The organism is Stenotrophomonas sp. Iso1 (assembly GCF_027497995.1).
Lineage (GTDB): Bacteria > Pseudomonadota > Gammaproteobacteria > Xanthomonadales > Xanthomonadaceae > Stenotrophomonas.
Window position 1 is genome coordinate 1,620,481 of record NZ_JAODBT010000001.1, and the last position, 21,982, is coordinate 1,642,462.

The following is a 21,982-nucleotide window of genomic DNA, read 5'->3' on the forward strand; positions in this document are numbered from 1 at the left end:
CGGGCGGGCGCTCGTGCCGGTGCTAGACTGCGCTCTTTCTCACGCAGTTTCGGCATTGCCATGCAACTCACCCTGCTCAAGACCAAAATCCACCGCGCCACCGTCACCCATTCCGAGCTGAACTACGAAGGCTCCATCGCCATCGACAGCAACCTGCTGGAAGCTACCGGCATCCGCGAGTTCGAGCAGGTGCATATCTGGGATGTAACCAACGGTGCGCGTTTCAATACCTATGCGCTTCGCGCCGAAGCCGGCAGCGGCATCATTTCGCTCAACGGCGGCGCCGCGCGCCACGTGCAAGTAGGCGACATCATCATCATCGCCGCCTTCGCCGGCATGAGCGAAGCCGAGGCCGACACCTTCCAGCCCAAGCTGGTTTACGTGGACGGCAACAACCGTATCACCCACACCAACAATTCAATTCCCACACAGGCCGCATGACCAAGTACAACGGATTCGACGTATTGCACGCTCACGCCCAGCGACTGCAGGGCACGAGTATCCCCACGCTGATGGCCACCGAGCCGGACCGGGTAAAAAACCTGGCGCTCAATGTCGGTCCGTTGTATGTCAATTTCGCGCGGCAGAAGTACGACCGCGCGGCATTGCAGTCACTGTTGGAGCTGGCCGCCGCGCGCGATGTCGCCGGCGGTTTCCAGCGTCTGTTCGGTGGGCAAAAGATCAACGTCACTGAAGACCGCGCCGTGCTGCATAGCGCGTTGCGCGGTGACGCCGGTCGCACGCCGGAAGCGGTGGCTGCACATGCTGAAGCTGCCGCCGTGCAGCAGCGCATGGGTACGCTGATCCAGCAACTGGAAGCCAGTAATGTCACTGACATCGTCAGTGTTGGTATCGGCGGGTCGGACCTGGGCCCGCGCTTGGTTGCCGATGCATTGCGTCCGGCGAGCGGTGCACGTTTCCGCGTGCATTTCGTCTCCAACGTGGATGGCGCAGCGATGCAGCGCACGTTGGCCACGCTGGATCCGGCCACCACTGCCGGCATCCTGATTTCAAAAACCTTCGGCACACAGGAAACGCTGCTCAACGGCAGCATCTTGCGCGACTGGCTGGGTGGCAGTGAGCGGTTGTACGCGGTCAGTGCCAATCCGGAACGCGCGGCCAAGGCGTTCGACATTGCCGGCGAGCGCGTTCTGCCGATGTGGGACTGGGTGGGCGGCCGTTACTCGTTGTGGTCGGCGGTGGGCTTCCCGATTGCGCTGGCGATTGGCTTTGAAGGCTTCGGCCAGTTACTGGCCGGCGCTGCGCAGATGGATGCGCATGCGGCAAGCGCGCCGCTGGAGCAGAACCTGCCGGTGTTGCATGCACTGACCGATATCTGGAACCGCAACGTGCTGGGCTATGCCACGCACGCGGTGATGACTTACGACCAGCGTTTGGCGCTGCTGCCGGCGTACTTGCAGCAGTTGGTGATGGAAAGCCTGGGCAAGCGCGTGAAGCTGGACGGCAGTCCGGTTGATGCCGACACCGTGCCGGTCTGGTGGGGTGGGGCAGGCACCGACGTACAGCACAGCTTCTTCCAGGCCTTGCACCAAGGCACCAGCATCGTGCCAGCCGATTTTATCGGCTGCGTGCAGGCCGATGACCCGTACACGGTCAATCACCAGGCACTGTTGGCCAACCTGCTGGCACAGACCGAGGCATTGGCCAATGGTCAGGACAGCGAAGACCCCCACCGCCAGTACCCAGGCGGCCGCCCGAGCACCTTGATCCTGATTGACGCGCTGACGCCGCAGGCATTGGGTGCGCTGATCGCCATGTACGAACACGCGGTATACGTGCAATCGCTGGTATGGGGCATCAATGCGTTCGACCAGTTCGGCGTTGAGCTGGGCAAGCAGTTGGCCAATCAGCTGTTGCCGGCGCTGCAGGGTGAGGCAGTTGAAATTGCCGATCCGATGACCCGGGAAATTTTGGCGCGTCTGCGCTGAATCGAGCGGGTTTTCGATAGATGAAACACCAACGCCGCGCAGAGATGCGCGGCGTTGGTGTTTGTGGGAACAGATTGGCTTGAGATACACCTTCTTCCACGTGCGGGAGAAGGTGCCCCGAAGGGTCGGATGGGGGGCTCTTTGGGTTCTGGAATGCAGTTGGTTATTCAGTGGTTCGCAGCCAGATTCTCTCGCGGGAGAGGGGCTAAATCAGCTTGCTTGTTATCGGTTTGGATCCCGCTCCGGACTTGGGCGCTTGGTCAGCTTGCGCTGCAGTGAGCGCCGATGCATGCCCAGTAGGCGCGCTGCGGCAGAGACATTGCCGCCGGTTTCATGCATCGCCTGTTGAATGTGCTCCCACTGCAATCGACTGATCGGCGTCATCGAATCCGGTGGTTCGATTTCCTCCGGATCTTCGCCTCCCTCATCTTCTTCGCCCAACGCGCGCATGATCATCTGCACTGTCGCCGGCTTGGGTAGGTAGTCATCGGCGCCCTGTTTTATGGCTTCCACCGCGGTGGCGATGGATGCATAACCGGTGACCAGCAGGATTCGCATGTCCTGGCGCAGTTCGCGCAGCGGTTGGATCAGGCTGAGGCCGGATTCGCTGCCCAGCTTGAGGTCAATCAGCGCGAACGCTGGAGGTGACCGCGTAGCCAGCTGCAGTGCGCCCGCGATATCTGCAGCGGTGACCGCGTCTATGCCGCGACGCGCCAACGTGCGTTGCAGCGTGCGCAGGTACAAGGGGTCGTCGTCGACCAGCAGCCCGTGTGTGGCGGGAGCATTCATGCGTTTACCTCGGTGTTGTCCAACGGCAGGCGAAAGCCGACGCGCGCTCCGGGACCTTCGGCCGGACGCATCCACAATTCGCCATGCAGGCGTTCAATGGTGGCATGGGACAGGGCCAGGCCAACACCCATACCATCGGTTTTTCCGCTGTTGAACAGCGTGCCGGGCAGGGCAGCGTCGTTGGCATTGAAGCCAGGGCCGTAGTCGCGCACCTCGCCGTACAGTTGGCCATCGCGAACGCGGATGTCCAAGTCGATCTGCGGTCGCCCGCTGAACTCGCCAGCGTCGGCAGCATTGTTGAGCAGTACCTGCAGCAAATGGCCAACGCCCGGGTCCAATGTCAGCTGCAGTGGAGCATTGGCGTTGCGTCGCAGTTGGATGGTGGGGCGCACCAGGCGCCATTGTTCGAGCACGCTCCCGATGGAAACCGCCGTACGACTCGCGCCTTCGGCCGGGGCCGCCAAGGCCAATACGCGCTCCCGGCACTGCACCAGCAGCTCGCGCAGGGTTTCCAGGTCGTCGCGCATTTCCGGGTTGTCGGCGCACTGTTCGGCAATGTCGTCGGTGAGCAGCGTCATGGTCGCCAGCGGTGTGTTGAGTTCATGCGCTACCGAAGCGGCATGGGTGGCAAGCGCGACGATGCCTTCATTGCGCACGAAACGCTCTCGCAGCAATGCGAGCTGGTTTTCGCGCTCACGCAAAGCCGCCGCCAGCCGCGTAGAGAACACCAACACCACGACGCTGGACAGCAGGAAATTCGCCGCCGCACCCCACAGGTGCAGATTCATTGAATCGAAATAGCCGCCCTGCAGGGGCAGCCCGAACACCGCGCTCAAGGCGTATCCGCCGACGCAGGCCGCTGCAACGGCGTGTGTCCAGCGCAGCGGCAAGGCCAGCGCTGCCAGCGCGATCAGGATCAGAAACAGTGAGCCGAACGGATTGGAGATGCCACCACTCCAGCCAACCATCCAGGTCAGCACCGTGACATCGACCAGGATGTGGCCGAACGCGGTGACCGGTGCGGGGTTGCTGCCGTGTACCCGCAGCTGTGCGTACAGGTTGAACAGGGCCAGCACGAAGACGCCGCTCCATAACGGAATTTGCGGCAATTCGAGCCCAAGCAAGCCAGTGGCGACGAGGATGGTGGCAGCCTGGCCTGCGGTGGCCAGCCAGCGCAGGCTGCACAGGGTGCGGAGAAAGGAGGTGTCCGAGGAATTCATGGGCACCATCGTATTCTGTCAGGCCCGCTGACACACAACAGAAGGTTCATCCCGATGTGGCGGCAGGCGCGGTAAAATGCGGACCATGTACGACGCCGTTACCCGACCGACCCCACCCACCGACGCCACTGCCTGGCCTCGCCGTATCACCCAAGCCGTGAGCATCGGCGGCGTAATGGTGGGCGGAGGCCATCCCGTGGTCGTCCAGTCGATGACCAATACCGATACCGCCGACGTGGCGGGCAGCGTGAAGCAGGTCGCAGAACTCTGGCGCGCCGGCTCGGAAATGGTGCGGCTGACCGTCAATAACCCCGAGTCGGCAGCGGCGATCCCGCGCATTGTCGAGAAGCTGCAGATGATGGGCATCGATGTTCCCCTGATCGGTGACTTCCACTACAACGGCCATCAGTTGCTGACCCAGGAGCCGGCGTGTGCGCAAGCACTGGCCAAGTACCGCATCAACCCAGGCAATGTCGGTTTCGGCAAGAAGAAGGACACGCAGTTCGCGCAGCTGATCGAGTTCGCCATCAAGTACGACAAGCCCGTGCGCATTGGCGCCAACTGGGGCTCGTTGGACCAGGCACTTGCGGCCAAATTGATGGACGAGAACAGCCAGCGGGCACAACCCTGGGACGCCGGCCGCGTGTTGCGCGAAGCCCTGATCCGTTCGGCGCTGGACTCGGCTGCAACCGCTGTCGAGCTGGGTCTGCCGCATGACCGCATCGTGCTCTCGGCCAAAGTCAGCGGCGTGCAGGAGTTGATCGCGGTGTATCGCGACCTGGCGCAGCGCTCGGACTTCGCGCTGCACCTGGGCCTGACCGAAGCCGGCATCGGCAGCAAGGGTATCGTCGCCTCGTCGGCGGCGCTGGCAGTGCTGCTGCAGGAAGGCATCGGCGACACCATTCGCATCTCGCTGACGCCCGAGCCCGGTCAGTCGCGCACGCAGGAAGTCATCGTTGCGCAGGAGTTGCTGCAGACCACTGGTCAGCGCGCTTTCACGCCGATGGTGACAGCGTGCCCGGGCTGCGGCCGCACCACCTCCGAGTTCTTCCAGGAGCTGGCCAAGGTAGTTCAGAACCATGTGCGCGAAAAGATGCCGGTTTGGCGTATCAGCCACCCAGGCGCGGAGAACATGACGCTGGCGGTGATGGGGTGCATCGTCAACGGTCCAGGTGAGTCACGCCACGCCAATATCGGTATCTCGCTGCCGGGCACTGGCGAAACACCTGCTGCACCAGTGTTCGTGGATGGCGAAAAGAAAGTGACTCTGCGCGGCGACAACATTGCTCAGGAGTTCGTCGCATTGATCGATGACTACGTTGAGAACCGGTATGCGCGAAGCTCCGGTTGATTCCCGGAGCGAGGCCGCAGGCCTGCGGCGGTGGCTGGCCCACAACGCGTGGCGGCTGCTGTGGCTGTTCGTCGGCGTATTGCTGCCGTTGGCGGGGTTTGTTTCGCTGGCCGACGAAATCCACGAAGCCGAAGCTTTTCATTTCGACGACGCACTCCTCTGGAAGATGCATGCCTTGGCTTCGCCAGGCTTGAACAGCTTCTTCGTGCTGATGTCCAAACTGGGCTATCAGTGGGGCGTGATTCCCGTTGACGTGCTTATTGTCGGCATTCTGTTGTTCATACGTCGCTGGCGTAAAGCCACATTCGCGATTACTGCGTTTGTGGGTTCGGCACTACTCAATCTCGGCAGCAAGCAGGTTTTCCAGCGCGAACGCCCGAGCCTTTGGGAGTCTGTGGCACCAGAGAGCACGTTTAGTTTCCCCAGCGGTCACGCGATGGGGTCGATGACCTTGGCGCTGACGGTTGTGCTGTTGCTCTGGAATACCCGTTGGCGCTGGCTTGCGCTGTGCGCGGCAGTCGCCTTCGTCGTGCTGGTAGGCTTGGCACGGGTGTACCTTGGCGTGCATTACCCCTCGGACATCCTTGGTGGCTGGTGTGCTGCCCTGGTATGGGTACTGGGCGTATATATGGTGATGTTTCGCCGTCGTTGGTCGCTGCCGGTACCCTAGGTTTGTCACTCCGAATTGCCAGTGATTTTGGCTCGGAAAAATCCTATTTGTATCGAAGAAATGGACTGATAGAAGCGTCTTTGCTCCTGCTACATAGTGGCTACGGCAACGACGGAACAAGTTTCGCCGTTGTTCTGACGCCGAGGGGATGGCCAATCTGATGGTTTTCAGTCAACGAGTAAGGTTGGGGTTGGTCACTTCTGGTCGATAATACGTACGGTCTGTGCCATGGGATGACGGAGGAGGCCGTTATCCTGAATTTCCGGCTTCCGGGGAATGGCCAAGGCTTCAATTGACACCTCTCCGAGAGGAATGCGCCATGACCATTAAGGTTTTTCTCATCGATGACCACGCACTTGTGCGCACGGGCATCAGGATGATTCTTTCGGGACAAACCGAAATCGAGGTTGTGGGGGAAGCGGACAGCGGTGAAGTGGCACTGCCACAGATTCGCCGTCTCAAGCCGGATGTGGTGTTGTGCGACCTGCATCTTCCGGGATTGAGCGGGTTGGAGATCACTGAGCGCATCGTCAAGGGCGACCACGGCACGCGCGTGATCATCGTGTCGGTGCTTGAGGACGGACCAATGCCCAAGCGTCTGTTGGAAGCCGGTGCATCGGGCTACGTGGGTAAGGCGGGGGATTCGCGTGAGTTGATCCGCGCTATCCATGACGTCGCGTTGGGCAAACGCTACTTGGCCAATAGCATCGCGCAGAACTTGGCCTTGTCGAACCTTGAAGGCGATGACTCGCCGTTCGACGCGCTGTCACCGCGCGAGCTGGAGGTGGCCTTGCTGCTGATTCAGGGGCATCGCCAAGAAGAGATTGCCCGGCGCTTGTGCCTCAGTGCCAAGACAGTCAACACGCACAAGGCGCGCTTGTTCCAGAAGGCGGGTGTGCAGGACAACATCGCACTTGCAAGGCTGGCCAGCCAATATGGAATCGGTGATCCCGCACGGGCCATCTAAGGTTTGAATGGCTTCGCCGCTTGGTGACAGCGATGCATGTATAAAAAAGGGGCGGCCGTTGGTCGCTCCTTTTTTATGCGTTCACGCCAACAGTTTTATGGGGCGGAGTCATGCTCCGCTGAGGCTTTTGCCGATAGCGTCGATCAAGCCAATGGCAATCAACCTATCGCCACATGGTTGAAGTACCTCCGCATCGGATGCGTGTTTGTGCGGGGTGTCGCGGCATTCCCGAGATGCTGCGGCTGCGCACTGCAATGGCAATCGCATGAGCCGTCGGACTCTGTGTGAGCCTTGGGTGCACCCAAGCGTGAGGAATTCCGTCAACGGCATCAATTTAATTGAGGAACAAAAAAGCGGCCGTTTCCGGCCGCTTTTCCGTTATTGCTGTGGTCGTGGATCAGACGTTGCGTGGCTGATCTTCTTCCACTTCCTTTTCGACTGTTTCTGCGACCTTGACAGGTTCAGTAGCGGCGGTAGGAACAACGTCGTCCTGCGGCTTGGCTTGCTGCGGGGCACTTTCAGTCGATGCCTCACGGGCAAACAGCTGGCCGTTCTCCGGCGCCACCGGTACCGGGATTTCCTGCAGGGTTGCGACAGGAGTGGCCGGTTCCGGGGTCACTTCAACCGTGGCCGGAGCGGAAGCTTCAACCACAGCCGGGGCCGACACGGCCTCGATAACGGCCGATTCCTGCTTCGGGGCTTCAGTTGCCACTGGCGCTGCGACGACCGGCGTCGTGATGACCGCGGGCTTGACTTCAGCAACCGGCGCTTCAACAACAGCCGGTGCTTCGATCACTGCCGGAGCTGGTTGGGCGGCGACCGGGGCGGGAGCTGCTGGGGATTCCTGGACCGGCGCGCCATTTGCAACTGGAGCCGCTGGGATTTCGGTGGCCGGCATCGATGCGACGACGGGCTCCGACGGGACCTCGACAACTTTGGTTTCGATAGCAGCTGCCACAGCAATCGGGGCGATGACAGCAGGAGTCGCACTGGCTACGACAGCAGGCCGTGCCTGCACGGCCTTTGTTGGCGCCGGGGCACTGTTGGGCTCGTCTTCAAAGTCGAACTCAGGCTGGCTGCTGGCCGGGGTTGCCGATGCTTCGGCCACTTCGCCATCCTCGAACTCTTCGATGCCGTCTTCATCATTGCCCAGCGTCTCGCCTGCAGCAGCACCTTCGGCATTGCCACGACGACGACGACGACCGCCGCGACGACCGCGACGACGACGGCTGCCAGCTTCACCACTGCCTTCCTCGCCTGTAACGGCAGGGGAGGTTTCGTCGGTGATGGCGACTGCCGTGACCTTCTCATCGGACTCGGCAATCATCGGCGGCTTGGCGGCTTCAGCGGCCACCGGTGCTGCGCTGACCGGCGTTACCGGCAGATTTACGATTTCAGCTGCAACAGCCGCACTTGCAGCAACGGCATTGGCCGTCGACTGAACTTCGGTCTGCTGACGCGCCGGCTTCTCATTCAGCGGCTGCTGCTGAGAGGTCTTCTCGGCATCTTGCGGCCTTGGCTGCTTCGGTTGCTTCGGCTGCTTGGGCTGTTGCTGCTGCTCGTTGCGCGGCTTGCCCTGCTGGCCTTGCTCATTGCGCGGCGCCTTGCCCTGCGGGGCTTGTTCGCCACGCTGCTTCTGCGGCTGACCGTTGTTCTGTTCCTGGGTCTGCGGCTGGGCGGTGTTGGTGCCCTGACGACGGTCTTCACGACGCTCTTCGCGACGATTGCCGTTTGCATTGGCGTTGCCGCCATTGCGCGCCTGTGGACCATTGTTGCCACTACGACCGTCGCGACGCTGGTTGCGATCATTACGGTTGTTGCGGCCGCCGTCCTGACGCTGCTGCTGAGCAGGCGCTGTTGCCGGGGCAGCTTCGCCGCCGAACACGCGCTTGAGCCAGCCCATCACGCCGCCCGCTGCCGGAGTAGCAGGTGCAGCCACGACAGCAGCTACTGGAGCTGCTTCTTCGGCGATTTCGCGCAGCGGAGCTGGCTGGCTGTGCTTGACGTGTGTGACTGCCGGTGCCGGCGGAATATTCAGCTGGGCCTTGGTCAGTGCATGTACCGGCAGCTTGCGCGGGGTGCCGCGCTGGTAGCTCGGCTTGCCGGACTCTTCGCCCATTTCGTTATCGCGCAGACGCGTGACTTCGTAGTGCGGCGTGTGAAGCTGCTCATCGGCGACGATGATGATCGGCGCGTCGTGGCGAGTTTCGATCTCGCGCAGGGCGCTGCGCTTTTCGTTGAGCAGGTAGTTGGCGATCTCCACCGGGGCCTGTACCAGCACCTGCCCGGTGTTCTCCTTCATTGCGTGCTCTTCGGCGACGCGGATGATGGACAGCGACAGCGACTCGATGCTGCGCATGCGGCCCTGGCCGTCACAGCGCGGGCAGACGATCTGGCTGGACTCACCCAGGCTCGGACGCAGGCGCTGGCGGCTCATTTCCATCAGGCCGAAGCGCGAGATGCGGCCCAGCTGAACGCGGGCGCGGTCGTACTTCAGTGCGTTCTGCAGGCGGTTCTCGACCTCGCGCTGGTGCTTGCTCGAAGACATGTCGATGAAGTCGATGACCACCAAACCGCCCAGGTCGCGCAGACGCAGCTGGCGGGCCACTTCTTCGGCGGCCTCCAGGTTGGTCTGGAACGCGGTGTCCTCGATGTCGGTGCCCTTGGTGGCACGGGCCGAGTTCACGTCGACGGCGGTCAACGCTTCGGTCTGGTCAACCACGATCGAGCCGCCCGAGGGCAGGCGCACGTTGCGCTCGTAGATCGCCTCGATCTGCGATTCAATCTGGAAGCGGTTGAACAGCGGGATGTCGTCTTTGTAATGCTTGAGCTTGCGCAGGGTCTGCGGCATTACCTGTTGCATGAACTCGCGTGCGGTTTCATACAGTTCTTCAGTGTCGACGAGGATCTCGCCGATGTCCGAACGCAGGTAGTCACGCAGGGCGCGCACGATCAGGCGCGATTCCTGGTAGATCAGGAAGGGTGCGGGCTTGGTCAGGGCGGCTTCGGCGATCGAGCGCCAGACCTGGAGTAGATAGTCCAGATCCCACTGCAGCTCCTCAGCATCGCGGCCGACGCCAGCGGTGCGGATGATCACACCCATGTCGTCAGGGATGTCGAGCTTGTCCAGCGCTTCTTTCAGAGCTGCTCGGTCTTCACCCTCGATGCGACGCGAAACGCCACCAGCGGACGGCGAGTTCGGCATCAGCACCATGTAGCGGCCGGCCAGCGAGATGAAGGTGGTCAGGGCGGCGCCCTTGTTCCCGCGCTCGTCCTTGTCCACCTGGACAACGATTTCCTGACCTTCGCGCAGGAGTTCCTTGATGCTGGCCTTGTTGTGGTCAACACCAGCCTGGAAGTAGTCGCGGGAGATTTCCTTCAGTGGCAAAAAGCCGTGGCGTTCACCGCCGTACTCAACAAAGGCGGCCTCGAGCGATGGCTCCAGGCGGGTGATGCGGCCCTTGTAGATGTTGGACTTTTTCTGTTCCTTCGACGGCTGTTCGATGTCGATGTCGTACAGGTTCTGCCCGTCGACGATGGCCACGCGCAGTTCTTCAGCCTGCGTGGCATTGATCAGCATTCGCTTCATTGTGCGTTCCTCGCGCGCTGCTACCGCGCGGAACGCCATGGGGTTTCGCCTCTGGACACGGGTCGCTGTCCAATCGCGCAGGCGCGGGTAGGGCAGCTTGGGTTTCCAGCGCTACGACACCACGGCAGGCCGCGGGAGCGCTTCTATTCTTGTTTTATAGGTGTTTCAGGGCCGGCGACCGCATCCGGCATTGGCCGGGGGCGTCGCACGGGACATATGATTCGTCCAGCACAGATGCCTTTTTGGCACCCGACGATGGCCGGGAACGCCGACGAGCCGCTAACATGGCCGCCCCGGGGGCGGTGGCCGCGCACTGTGCCGGATTCGTAGGGAGCGGGGCTTCTGGCCCTGACCAACTTCCAACGAAATCAAACCCTTATATCGCGGCCCGAGTGTAGCAGAATAAATAGGCTGATGACTGACTCCGACCAACGCAACACCCCGCCCGCCGCCAAGACCAGCGTGCGCATGATCAAGGTTCCCGAAGACAGGGCGGGACAGCGCTTGGACAACTTCCTGCTAGGCCAACTCAAGGGTGCGCCGCGCAGCCTGGTCTACAAACTGGTGCGAAGTGGCCAGGTGCGGGTGAATGGCGGTCGCGCCAAGGCCGACCGCAAGCTTGAAGGGGGCGAAGAGGTTCGTATTCCCCCCGTCAATCTCAATGAGGTGGGAGAAAATGCGCCGCCTCCCGCCAGCTTCCTGGAGCGGATGGAGCAGGCCATTGTCTTTGAAGATGCCAAATTGCTTGTAATCAACAAGCCTTCCGGTGTGGCCAGCCATGGTGGTAGTGGCATCAGTCACGGCGCCATCGAAACGATGCGGGCGCTGCGCCCGAATCAAAATCTGGAACTGGTACACCGGCTGGATCGCGATACTTCCGGGCTGTTGATCCTTGCCAAGAAGCGTTCGGCACTGACTGAATTGCAGGCGTTGATGCGTGAAGACCGCGGTGGCATCCAGAAGCGCTATCTGACCTTGCTGGTTGGTCGGATGCCGGACGGGGTGATGAGCGTGGATGCGCCGTTGCATGTCGGTTTGAGACAGGGCGGGGAGCGCCATGTTCAGGTCAATCCGGCCGGCAAAGCGTCGTTGAGCCATTTCCGCGTACTGGAACGGCGCGGTGGACATTCTTATTGTGAGGTGCGGATTGAAACCGGCCGCACCCATCAGATTCGCGTACATGCCCAGCATATCGGGCATGCGGTGGCTGCAGACGATAAATACGGCGATCCTGCAGTCAACAAGCGGCTTCGTGAGCAGATTGGCCTGAAGCGCCTGTTCCTGCACGCGGCATCGCTGGAGTTTGCGCTTGACGCCGGCAAGACGCCGTATGTGCTCAATGCACCGCTGGCGCCGGAGCTGGTTGAAGCGTTGGATCGTTTGGCCTAATCAAGGCGGCTTCGGTGGGATGTAAATCCCCGCGGCTAATGCGGTGAATGGGGGCGAGATGATGCCCCCCATTCATCGAAGGGAGGAAGGCTGCAGGCTGACTTCCCTTCCTTGTTTCCGATTCGCCGCTGCTTGCTTCATCACCACTTGAACAGCACCAAGCTGATGGCGATGGTAGCCATGCCGATGACCAGGCCGTAGACGGTCTCGTGGCCCTTTGCATAACGCTTGGCTGCTGGCAGCAGCTCGTCCAAGGCCAGGAACACCATGATGCCGGCGATCAGGCCGAACACGGCGCCGAAGGTGGCATGCGACAGCGAGCCCGCCAAGGCGAAGTAGCCGATGGCCGCACCCACTGGTTCAGCCAAGCCTGATAGCAGGCTGGCGCCGAAGGCATAGGATTTGCGGCCGGTGGCGAAATACACCGGCACTGCGATGGCGATGCCTTCGGGGATGTTGTGGATGGCGATGGCGAAAGCCAGCGGCAAGCCGACAGACGGGCTTTCCAGGGTCGCGAAGAAGGTCGCCAAGCCTTCTGGGAAGTTGTGCGCGGTAATGGCGACAGCACTGAGCAGGCCGACCCGGCGAATGCTGCTGCGGTTCTTTTCCTTGAACGCCGGGTCCTGCTTGTCCAGGGTTTCGTGCGGATTTGGCACCAGGTGGTCGATCAGCACCACCAGCAGCACGCCGCCCAAAAACCACAGAGTGCCGTAGGTGAAGCCGAGCCGGTCGCCGTAGCTCAGGGCAAACGAGGCGATGGACTTGTTCAGGATCTCCGATAGCGACACGTAAACCATGGCGCCGCCGGCGAACGCCAGGCCGAAGGCCAGCAGGCGAGGATTTGGGCGTTTGGAGAACAGCACCATCAGGCTGCCGATGGCCGTGGCCAAGCCAGCGGCGAAGGTCAGCCCGAACGCCATCCATAGATTGTCAGTAGAGATTCCGTGCATGTGTCGGCCGGGCGATCAACCGCCGCGGCGTGCCTGCTCTTCAATGGCAAAGCATTCGTTGGGCTTGGGGTCCGGCGGGTTGAAGCTGACCGGCACCTGGATGGTGGTTGGTACGGGCTGGCCGTTGCGTGTGGCGGCATTGAACTTCCATTCGCGCACGCGAGCGATGGCCGAGTCGTCCAGCTGGCTGTTGCCACTGCTGGTGATCAGCGCCACTTCGGTCGGTGTGCCCTGCGGGCCGACCACGACCTTGAGCACGCTCTTGCCGCCCACGCCGGTGCAGGCCAGTTCAGCGGGGTAGTCCGGCGGCGGGGTCTGCACGGCGGCAACTTCGGTCGGGGCGATGACAGGGGCGGCCGGTTGATCGGAAGACGTGCAGGCGCCCAGAGAGGCGGCGGCAGCGAGGGAGCCCAACAGCAGGCGCAGTTTCATGTCATTGCTCCGTTAGTGCGGATGCCTTGGCGGCACAGATGAAGTCGTTCTCGCTCAGGCCGCCCACATCGTGGGTGGAGAAGCGCACCACGGCGCGGTCGTAGTGCACGCCCAGATCCGGGTGGTGGTCTTCGGCATGTGCGACCCAGGCCAGCGCGTTCACGAAGGCCATGGTGCCGTAGTAGTTGTCAAAGCGGAATGTGCGCACCAGCGCCATGCCGTTTTCGGCCAGCTCCCAGCCGGGCACTTGTGCCAGTAGTTCTGCCAGGCGGGCCTGGCCGAGCCGGTGCTCGCTGCCTTTGCGTGGGATGCAGTGGGCTTGCGCCAGGGGAATCAGGTCAGGGGCCACGGGAACCTCCATCAAACGGGTGACTGAACAGTGCCGCCGCTGGAATCAGTGTCCCATCAGCGTCAACCAAGACACGGCTAGAATACCCGCATGATCCAGATATCAGATACCGCTCAAAGCTATTTCCGCAAGCTCATTGAACGTGAGGCCGTGCCCGGCATGGGTGTGCGCCTGAGCGCCATAGAGCCCGGCACGCCGCGCGCTGATGCGCGCTTGGAGTTTGCCGACCCCAGTGAACTGCTCGGTGACGAGTGGGCGGTGGATTGCGATGGTTTCACCTTATATGTAGCCGCGACCAGTGTGGGCTGGCTGGATGGCGCCGAAATCGACTTCGTCACGCAGGCCGCCGGTACCCAGCAGCTCACCATCAAGGCGCCGAAGATCAAGGGTGAAGCACCCGGTGATGCGGCCTCGATGGTTGAGCGCGTGCATTGGGTGGTCGAAAACGAGATCAATCCGCAGCTGGCGTCCCATGGTGGCCGGGTGGCGGTGCAGGAAGTGTCCGCCGATGGCGTGGTGTTGTTGCGCTTCGGCGGTGGCTGCCACGGTTGCGGCATGGCCGATGTGACCTTGAAGCAGGGGATCGAGAAGACGTTGATGGGACGGGTGCCCGGCGTGACCGCCGTGCGCGATGCCACTGACCATGACACCGGTCAGGCCCCGTATATCCCACGCGCGGGCTGAGGCGATAGCCGCCGCATGCCGGTGACGTCAGTTACCGACTTTATTGACCTGCTGGCCGCGCGCCGGCAGGCCAGCATCTTGCACGACCGTCGCACCGGCATGCCATACAGCTGGAGCCACTGGGTGCGCACGCGCGTGTCCAAGGCAATGTCGGCATTTGCCGAAGCTGACGTGGCTGGCGTGATCGCGGCAAAGCCCGGGCGGTCGCGTGAACGCGTGTCAACGCCACGCCCCTTCTTGCTGACAATGCTGTTGCTGCTTTGGCAGGGGGGCGATCCGCCGCCGCGCGACCAGCGCGTGATGCGTTGGTTTGCGGCCTTCTTCAGTGCTGCGCTGCATTTGCTGTTCGCCCTGCTGCTGGTCTGGGTGGCGCTGATACGCAGCCCGGCGCCGGAGCAAAGCGCAGAAGAAGGCGAGCGGGTACAGATTGAGTACATCGGTCGTGGCACGCCGGACGAAGAGGGAGGCGGTGCGCCGCAAGCGCAGGGAGAACCGCAGGCGGATGCATCGGCGTCGGCATCAGCTTCATCGGCTGCGGCAGGGGCGAATGCAGGTGCTTCGTCGTCGGCAGCGGTGGCGACCCCAGTCGAACCGACTGCGACGGCTGCAGTCACTCCCGCCGACGTGTCCAATGACGAGCAGCCATTGGTGCCGATAGATGCATCAAAACCTTCACCTGAAATGCCGGCCGCGCAGCCGCTGCAGGTAACCCAGACGCAGCAGCCGACCACTGATTTCGTGTTGCCTGCACCAACCTTGCGGCCACCCACCATGACCGCGCCGAGTGTCAGCGTGCCTGAGGTGCGGGTACGCGAACGGGTGGTGGAAACGGCGGCTGATCGTCCGCAAATCACGCAGTCCGCACGCGTTCTGCCCAATGCGCAACCGCAGTTGAGAACGCCTGAGGTCCAGGTGCGTGAGCGACAGATCGAGACGATGCCGCAGCAGCAGGTCGAGATGGCGCAGTTGCGTCAACGCGTAACGGATGTGCAAATGGCCGGCCCGGAAATGGCGGTGCGTGAGCGGCAGGTGGATGCGGCGCCGACACAGCCGGTGACGATGGCGCAGGTGCGTTCCAGCCAAACCAACGATGTGCAGCTCAAGACGCCGATGGTCGACGTGCGTGAGCGGCATCTTCCAGGAGCCCCCGATGTTTCGGCGTCGTCCGCAGCACCAGCGGGTGCTGCCGCCAAGCCTGCCAGCGCGAGCGGATCCGGTTCGGCAACATCGGCACAATCAAGCAATGTTGCTCAAGGCAGCACGGCGCAGGGCAGTAGTGCCGCCGCCAACCCTTCGCCACGGCCAGGTACCAGTGCGGGCGCGGGGCCGAAGCCGCAGGACCGCAGCGGTGGCTGGGATTCTCCGATGCGTTCGGACGATTGGGGCGCATCGCAACGGCAAGTGGCCGGCAGCGCAGGCGGACAGTCGGACAAAGGCCGCGGCCTGTTTGATGCAGACGGTGGCGTGCGCCTTGCTGATGATGGAGCGGGTAAAGACAGCAAGCGCGGTGCACCCGGTGGCGATGCTGACTCCTGGACGCGCGACCGCATCGCTGACTCGGGCACTTGGCTCAAGCGGCCGCCTTACGACTACACGCCAACCTCGTTCGATAAGTATTGGGTGCCCAACGAATCGTTGTTGGCCGAGTGGGTGCGCAAGGGCATCAAGAGTGTGGAGATTCCGATCCCCGGCACGAGCAGCAAGATTTCCTGCGTGGTATCGATGCTGCAGTTCGGCGGCGGTTGTGGGCTGACCAATCCCAACATGCAGGAGCAACCGGCGGTGGCGCGACCGCCGCCGGATATTCCGTTCAAGAAAGAACTGCAGGAAGACAACGGCAGCCGTTGAGTTGCCGTTGTAAGGCAGTGCACGCGGTGCAACAGGTGGAGATGTGGCTCCTACGAAAGAACGCCGCCCACAAAGAAAGCCGCCCACTGGGCGGCTTTCTTTTGTGTCGGATTGGGGGTTCAGTTCACGCCGTGCAGATCGCGTAGCTGGCTCGGTCGCGAACCGAAGTAGGCAGCGAGGTCGGCGATGTCCTGGTCGCTGAGGCTGGCCGCTTGCGGGGTCATCAGCATGTGGTCCCGGTTGCCACTGCGGTAGGCCTGCAGCGCGTGGGCGAGGTAGTCGCCGTACTGACCACCCAGGCGCGGGTAGGTCGGATCGATGGGCTGGTTGCCGTCTGCGCCGTGGCAGTCAATGCAGCTTTGACCGGTGGCCTTGCCCTTGGCGTTGGCCAAGTGCTCGCCAGCAGCGATGCGGCCTTGCGGCAGCCCGGCTGAAGAGCTGGCGCTGTGTTCGCCGCTGGCATGGCCGGGATCGGCGGCGGATTTATCAGCGGATTCCACCTGTGACTGCGAACATGCGGCCAATGCGAAGGCGGCCAGCAGGACGACGGACAAGCGCGTTGCGTGCGTTGCTTTCGACATGGGCAAGCCTATTTGACGGTGGACAGGTAGGCGGCGAGATCAGCGATTTCCTGTGTGCTGAAACTCATGGATTGCGCCTGCATGGTCGGATGCTTGCGCTTGCCTTCGCGATACTCGGTGAGCGCCTGGGTCAGGTACTCGGCCGATTGGCCACCAATCTTGGGGACGCGGTAACTGGGATAGGCATTCTTGTAGCCGGTGATGCCGTGGCAGCCCTGGCAGGTATAGGCCAGGGTTCGTCCGGTGTCGGGCTTGCCGACCAGTGGAGTGGCCGGCGCAGGCGATGCGGCGGAGTCAGACTGCGGAACAGCGTTGGCGGCCCCAATGGGTAGGGCGAGAGCCAGAGCGAAACAAGCGGCGAGCGGCTGCGAGCGCATGGTTTCCTTGTCCGGTATGCGGGTCTGGGGTTCCGCCGTGGGGACACGGAACGGACCGAGTATAGCCCGCGTATTTACCTGTTCGGAACCGGTTGCGGATGCTGCGGTGCGTCACTTTTTTGCTGGAGTGATAGCCGGGTAGGTTGCACCCATGACCTTTGGCGCATGGTGTCCAAGTGAAGTGGTGCAATACTTTGCTACAACACCCCGCCAATGCATCCCCAGGGACCTGACGATGTCGCGATTCTTCTCTCAGCACGGCCGCACCGGAAGCTGCGCTGCTGCTCTCCTCATTTCCACGTCGCTTCTGCTGGGCGGCTGCAAGGCCGGCGGCGAGGAGGCCCAGGCCAAGACCCCCGACGAGCAGAAAGCCGTGGACGCGGTGCCGGTAGAGGTTGCCAAGGCTACCCATCGTGCCATCGCCGCCAGCTATACCGGCACTGCAGCGCTGGAACCGCGCGCCGAGTCGCAGGTGGTGGCCAAGACGTCTGGCGTAGCGCTGGCCGTTCTGGTGGAAGAAGGCCAGGTCGTACGCGCCGGGCAAGCGCTGGTGCGATTGGATCCGGACCGCGCCCGCTTGAGCGTCGCGCAGGGCGAAGCGCAGATGCGCAAGCTGGAGAACAGCTATCACCGTGCGCAGAAACTGGTTGAGCAACAACTGGTGAGCGCCGCTGACGTCGATCAGCTGCGTTTCGATCTTGAAAACGCCCGTGCGCAGTACCGCATGGCGACGTTGGAACTGTCTTACACCACGGTGGTTGCGCCGATTTCAGGCGTGGTTGCATCACGCGACATCAAGCCGGGCAACTTCGTGCAGATCAACTCGCCGATCATCCGCATCGTCGATGCCAGCCGCCTGGAAGCCACGTTGAATGTGCCCGAGCGGGAAATCGCCAAGCTCAAGCCTGGACAGGCGGTGGGCATGATTGCTGACGCGCTGCCGGGCCGGCAATTCACCGGCACGGTGGACCGTGTGGCGCCAGTGGTCGACAACGGCACCGGTACCTTCCGTGTGGTGACGGCATTCTCTGGAGAAAGCGATCTGCAGCCGGGCATGTTTGGCCGCCTGAGCATCAACTACGACCAGCGTGCCGACGCGCTGGTGGTGCCGCGCAATGCGCTGCTGGAAGACGGCGGTCAGCCTGCGGTGTTCGTGATCCGCGACGGCAAGGCACAGCGCGCCACGCTGAAGCTGGGTTACGACGATGCTGGCTGGATTGAAGTGCGCGAAGGCCTGAAGGCCGGCGACGAAGTGGTGATTGCCGGTAAGGCGGCGTTGCGCGAGGGCAGCGCGGTGCAGGTGATCGGTCAAGAGAAGAAGGTGGTCACGGCGGCCAAGGCACCGGCCGCAGAGGCGACCAAACAATGAGTGCACGCGAACCATCGGCTTCTGGCGGTGGCTTCGACCTGATCGAATTCGCCACGCGCCGCCGCGTCACCATCGCGATGATGACGCTCACCCTGGTGTTGTTCGGCTTGATCTCGCTGTCGAGTCTGAAGGTCGAACTGCTGCCGGACCTGAGTTACCCCACGCTGACCGTGCGCACCGATCTGGAAGGCGCGGCGCCGGCAGAAGTGGAGACACTGATCTCGCAGCCTGCCGAAGAAGCGCTGGGCATCGTCAAGGGCCTGCGCAAGCTCAAATCTATCTCGCGCACCGGCCAGAGCGATGTAGTACTGGAGTTCGCCTGGGGCACGGACATGCAGCAGGCCGGGCTGGACGTGCGCGACAAGATGGAGACGCTGCAGTTACCGCTGGAGGCAAAGCCGCCCGTGCTGCTGCGTTTCAATCCGTCGACGCAGCCGATCATGCGCCTGGCGCTGTCGTCCAAGCAGGACGCCAGCAATGAAACCGACGCCATACGCAGCTTGATGGAGTTGCGTCGTTACGCCGACGAAGATCTCAAGCGCAAGCTCGAGCCAGTGAGTGGCGTGGCTGCGGTGAAAGTCGGCGGTGGCCTGGAAGATGAAATCCAGGTGGACATCGACCAGCGCAAGCTGTCGCAGCTGGGCCTGTCGCTGGACACCGTGATCCAGCGCCTGCAGCAGGAAAACGTCAATCTGTCCGGCGGCCGTCTGGAAGAAGGCTCGCAGCGTTATCTCGTGCGTACCGTCAACCAGTTCACCACGGTCGAGCAGATGCGCGAAATGCTGTTGACCACGGCGGCCGGTTCCGGCGCCTCAGCAGCCAGCGAAAACCGCCAGTTGATGACCGCCATCCTCGGCAGCCGCGACCCCAACGTCATCGCCGCGATGCGCAATGATGGTTCCGGCGGTAGCGTTGCAACAGTGCGTCTGAAAGACGTGGCCGATGTGCGCCAGGGCTACAAAGAGCGCGAAGCGGTGATCCGCAGCGCCGGCCATGAAGCAGTGGAGTTGGCCATCTACAAGGAAGGCGACGCCAATACGGTTTCCACTGCTGATGCGCTGGAAACGCGGCTGGAGTTGATCCGCAAGCAGATGCCCAAGGACATCGAGATGACGATGGTCGAAGACCAGTCGGTCTTCATCCGCCACGCCATCAAGGACGTCAAGATCGATGCGGTGATCGGTGGTTTGTTGTCGATCCTGATCATCTTCCTGTTCCTGCGCGATGGCTGGAGCACGTTTGTGATCTCGCTGTCGCTGCCGATCTCGATCATCGCCACGTTCTTCTTCATGGGCCAGCTGGGTCTGAGCTTGAACGTGATGTCACTCGGTGGTCTGGCGTTGGCGACCGGTCTGGTGGTGGATGATTCCATCGTCGTACTTGAATCCATCGCCAAGGCGCGCGAGCGCGGTATGGGTGTGCTGGAAGCTGCGATCAAGGGAACGCGTGAAGTATTCATGGCGGTGGTTGCTTCTACGCTGACCACCATCGCGGTGTTCCTGCCGCTGGTGTTCGTGGAAGGTATCGCCGGGCAGTTGTTCCGCGACCAGGCGCTGACCGTGTCGATTGCGATTGCGGTGTCACTGGTGGTGTCGATGACGCTGATCCCGATGCTGAGCGCTTTGAAGGGTCGCCCGCCGCTGGAGTTTCCTGCAGAAGATCCGCGTCAGCCGTGGCAGCCGGAAAGCCGCTGGAAGAAACCGGCCGCTTATGCAGGCCGTGGCATCGGTGCGATGTTCCGCTATGGCTTCTTCGCCGTGGTGTGGGCAGTGGTGAAGGTGTTCCGGGGCATTGCAGCGGTGGTTGGGCCGGTGATGCGCAAGGCCAGTGACCTGGCGATGGCGCCATACAACCGTGCCGAGGCAGGCTATCTGCGGATGCTGCCTGCTGCGTTGAAACGGCCGTGGCCGATTCTTGGCGGCGCTACGTTGGCGTTCGCGCTCACCTTGGCGGTGTTGCCGTTGTTGGGCGTGGATCTGATTCCGCAGCTCGCCCAGGACCGCTTCGAGATGACTGCCAAGCTGCCGCCCGGGACGCCACTGGCGCAGACCGATGCGCTGGTACGTGAAGTGCAGCGCACGCATGCCAATGAAGAAGGCGTGCGCCTGTTGTACGGCGTCTCCGGTACAGGCACGCGGCTGGACGCCAGCCCGACCGAGAGCGGCGAAAACATCGGCAAGTTGTCGGTGGTGATGAGCGACACCAAGCGCGAGCCGGAGTTGACCGAGAAGCTGCGCAAGACGGTGCAGCAGTGGCCTGAAGCGCAGGTGGATTTTGCGCGTCCGGAACTGTTCGCGCTGTCGCCGCCGCTGGAAATCGAGATTGAAGGCAACAACCTGGAGTCGATCCGCGTTGCCGGCAATCGTCTGGCGGGCATGCTGCGCGAGAACCCACACTACGCCGACGTCAAGTCGACGGTGGAGCAGGGTTTCCCGGAAATCCAGATCCTGTTCGACCAGGACCGCGCTGCGGCACTGGGCCTGACCACACGGCAGATCGCTGATGCGGTAGTCAACAAGGTGCGCGGTAACGTCGCCACCCGTTACAGCTTCCGTGATCGCAAGATCGATGTGCTGGTGCGGGTGCAGGAATCCGAGCGTGCGTCGGTGAACGATATCCGTCGTTTGATCGTCAACCCGACCGGCAACAAGCCGGTGGAGCTGGGCGCGGTCGCCGATGTGGTGGCGACTACCGGTCCGAGCGAGATTCACCGCGCCGACCAGCGTCGCGTGGCCATCGTCTCGGCGAACCTGCGCGACATCGACCTGGCCACGGCCGTTACCGAAGTGCAGAGCATGGTTGCCAAAAATCCACTGGGTACCGATGTCGGTATGCGCATCGGTGGGCAGGGCGAAGAACTGGGTGAATCAATCCGTTCATTGTTGTTTGCATTTGGCCTGGCGATTTTCCTGGTCTACCTGGTGATGGCATCGCAGTTCGAATCGCTGCTGCATCCGTTTGTCATCCTGTTCACCATCCCGCTGGCGTTGGTGGGTGCGGTAGCTGCATTGATGGTGTCGCGTTCGCCGATATCGGTGGTGGTGTTCATCGGGTTGATTCTGTTGGTGGGATTGGTAGTGAAGAACGCCATCATCCTGATCGACAAGGTCAACCAGTTGCGCGAGGACGGCGTGGCCAAGCGCATCGCGTTGGTCGAAGGCGCACGTTCGCGTCTGCGCCCGATCATGATGACCACGTTGTGCGCGGTGTTCGGCTTTCTACCGCTGGCATTGGCCTTTGGCGAAGGTGCCGAAGTGCGCTCGCCGATGGCGATTACCGTGATCGGCGGCTTGCTGGTATCGACGCTGCTGACGCTGCTGGTGATTCCGGTGGTGTACGACCTGCTCGACCGCAAGCCGGATGAGTTCTATGCCGAACGGGGTCGCCGTGCACGTCGTGAGGCCGCTGCGGCTGAACAGGTGCTGGCGCATGAGCAGGACATGATCGGCGGCGCGAAGGACTGACACG

At 62.4% G+C, this 21,982-nt stretch carries 18 protein-coding genes; 10 read left to right on the forward strand and 8 right to left on the reverse strand.

Annotated features, from left to right (window positions below; translation table 11 throughout):
- Positions 1-60 precede the first annotated feature (60 nt).
- Both panD and pgi read left to right on the forward strand, forming a co-directional pair.
- Positions 61-441: an aspartate 1-decarboxylase gene (panD, locus tag PAN08_RS07105; RefSeq protein WP_057632410.1), complete on the forward strand. Its 381-nt coding sequence runs from the start codon at positions 61-63 to the stop codon at positions 439-441.
- A complete protein-coding gene (pgi, locus tag PAN08_RS07110; protein ID WP_269790752.1) occupies positions 438-1,949 on the forward strand; it encodes a glucose-6-phosphate isomerase in 1,512 nt (503 codons plus the stop codon). Before panD ends, pgi begins: the two co-directional genes overlap by 4 nt.
- A 222-nt stretch (positions 1,950-2,171) precedes the next feature.
- Here the strand turns inward: pgi and PAN08_RS07115 are convergent, their stop codons facing one another.
- A complete protein-coding gene (locus PAN08_RS07115) occupies positions 2,172-2,738 on the reverse strand; it encodes a response regulator transcription factor (RefSeq protein ID WP_269790753.1) in 567 nt (188 codons plus the stop codon).
- Positions 2,735-3,958, reverse strand: a complete 1,224-nt coding sequence (locus tag PAN08_RS07120; protein WP_269790754.1) for an ATP-binding protein — start codon at positions 3,956-3,958, stop codon at positions 2,735-2,737. The genes PAN08_RS07115 and PAN08_RS07120 overlap by 4 nt, the downstream gene beginning before the upstream one ends.
- Before the next feature lie 85 nt (positions 3,959-4,043).
- Between PAN08_RS07120 and ispG the strand changes: the two genes are divergently transcribed.
- The 3 genes from ispG (at position 4,044) to PAN08_RS07135 (ending at position 6,946) form a co-directional block, all read left to right on the forward strand.
- Complete coding sequence (gene ispG / locus PAN08_RS07125; RefSeq protein ID WP_269791198.1) at positions 4,044-5,309, forward strand: flavodoxin-dependent (E)-4-hydroxy-3-methylbut-2-enyl-diphosphate synthase; 1,266 nt, start codon at positions 4,044-4,046, stop codon at positions 5,307-5,309.
- The gene (locus tag PAN08_RS07130) at positions 5,290-5,979 is read left to right on the forward strand and encodes a phosphatase PAP2 family protein (RefSeq protein WP_269790755.1); all 690 of its coding nucleotides are present in this window, start codon (positions 5,290-5,292) and stop codon (positions 5,977-5,979) included. The genes ispG and PAN08_RS07130 overlap by 20 nt, the downstream gene beginning before the upstream one ends.
- Before the next feature lie 319 nt (positions 5,980-6,298).
- Positions 6,299-6,946, forward strand: coding sequence for a response regulator (locus tag PAN08_RS07135; protein WP_057632405.1), 648 nt, complete (start codon positions 6,299-6,301; stop codon positions 6,944-6,946).
- 397 nt (positions 6,947-7,343) lie between these two features.
- Here the strand turns inward: PAN08_RS07135 and rne are convergent, their stop codons facing one another.
- Positions 7,344-10,535 carry a ribonuclease E gene (gene rne, locus PAN08_RS07140; protein ID WP_269790756.1) on the reverse strand — a complete coding sequence of 1,064 codons (3,192 nt, stop codon included), beginning with the start codon at positions 10,533-10,535 and terminating at the stop codon, positions 7,344-7,346.
- Positions 10,536-10,949: 414 nt separating this feature from the next.
- Between rne and PAN08_RS07145 the strand changes: the two genes are divergently transcribed.
- The gene (locus PAN08_RS07145) at positions 10,950-11,924 is read left to right on the forward strand and encodes an RluA family pseudouridine synthase (RefSeq protein WP_269790757.1); all 975 of its coding nucleotides are present in this window, start codon (positions 10,950-10,952) and stop codon (positions 11,922-11,924) included.
- A 140-nt stretch (positions 11,925-12,064) separates the two neighbouring features.
- Here PAN08_RS07145 and zupT read toward each other — a convergent pair whose 3' ends face one another.
- From zupT to PAN08_RS07160, 3 genes are read right to left on the reverse strand one after another with little or no spacing between them, the layout of a single operon-like run.
- Positions 12,065-12,874, reverse strand: a complete 810-nt coding sequence (gene zupT, locus PAN08_RS07150) for a zinc transporter ZupT (protein ID WP_057632403.1) — start codon at positions 12,872-12,874, stop codon at positions 12,065-12,067.
- 15 nt (positions 12,875-12,889) lie between these two features.
- On the reverse strand, positions 12,890-13,306 hold the full coding sequence (locus PAN08_RS07155) for an energy transducer TonB (RefSeq protein WP_269790758.1): 417 nt from the start codon (positions 13,304-13,306) through the stop codon (positions 12,890-12,892).
- A gap of 1 nt (position 13,307) precedes the next feature.
- A complete protein-coding gene (locus PAN08_RS07160) occupies positions 13,308-13,655 on the reverse strand; it encodes a 4a-hydroxytetrahydrobiopterin dehydratase (RefSeq protein WP_269790759.1) in 348 nt (115 codons plus the stop codon).
- A gap of 90 nt (positions 13,656-13,745) precedes the next feature.
- On the opposite strand from PAN08_RS07160, the gene PAN08_RS07165 reads away from it, so the two are divergent.
- Positions 13,746-14,339, forward strand: coding sequence for an NfuA family Fe-S biogenesis protein (locus PAN08_RS07165; protein WP_269790760.1), 594 nt, complete (start codon positions 13,746-13,748; stop codon positions 14,337-14,339).
- A 15-nt stretch (positions 14,340-14,354) separates the two neighbouring features.
- Entirely contained in the window at positions 14,355-16,187 is a 1,833-nt protein-coding gene (locus tag PAN08_RS07170) for a hypothetical protein (protein WP_269790761.1), read from the forward strand.
- A gap of 119 nt (positions 16,188-16,306) precedes the next feature.
- Here PAN08_RS07170 and PAN08_RS07175 read toward each other — a convergent pair whose 3' ends face one another.
- Positions 16,307-16,768 carry a cytochrome c gene (locus PAN08_RS07175; RefSeq protein WP_269790762.1) on the reverse strand — a complete coding sequence of 154 codons (462 nt, stop codon included), beginning with the start codon at positions 16,766-16,768 and terminating at the stop codon, positions 16,307-16,309.
- A gap of 8 nt (positions 16,769-16,776) precedes the next feature.
- Entirely contained in the window at positions 16,777-17,145 is a 369-nt protein-coding gene (locus tag PAN08_RS07180; RefSeq protein ID WP_057632398.1) for a c-type cytochrome, read from the reverse strand.
- Between the two features lie 235 nt (positions 17,146-17,380).
- On the opposite strand from PAN08_RS07180, the gene PAN08_RS07185 reads away from it, so the two are divergent.
- Entirely contained in the window at positions 17,381-18,514 is a 1,134-nt protein-coding gene (locus tag PAN08_RS07185) for an efflux RND transporter periplasmic adaptor subunit (RefSeq protein ID WP_269790763.1), read from the forward strand.
- Entirely contained in the window at positions 18,511-21,978 is a 3,468-nt protein-coding gene (locus PAN08_RS07190) for an efflux RND transporter permease subunit (RefSeq protein WP_269790764.1), read from the forward strand. The genes PAN08_RS07185 and PAN08_RS07190 overlap by 4 nt, the downstream gene beginning before the upstream one ends.
- Positions 21,979-21,982: the final 4 nt, after the last annotated feature.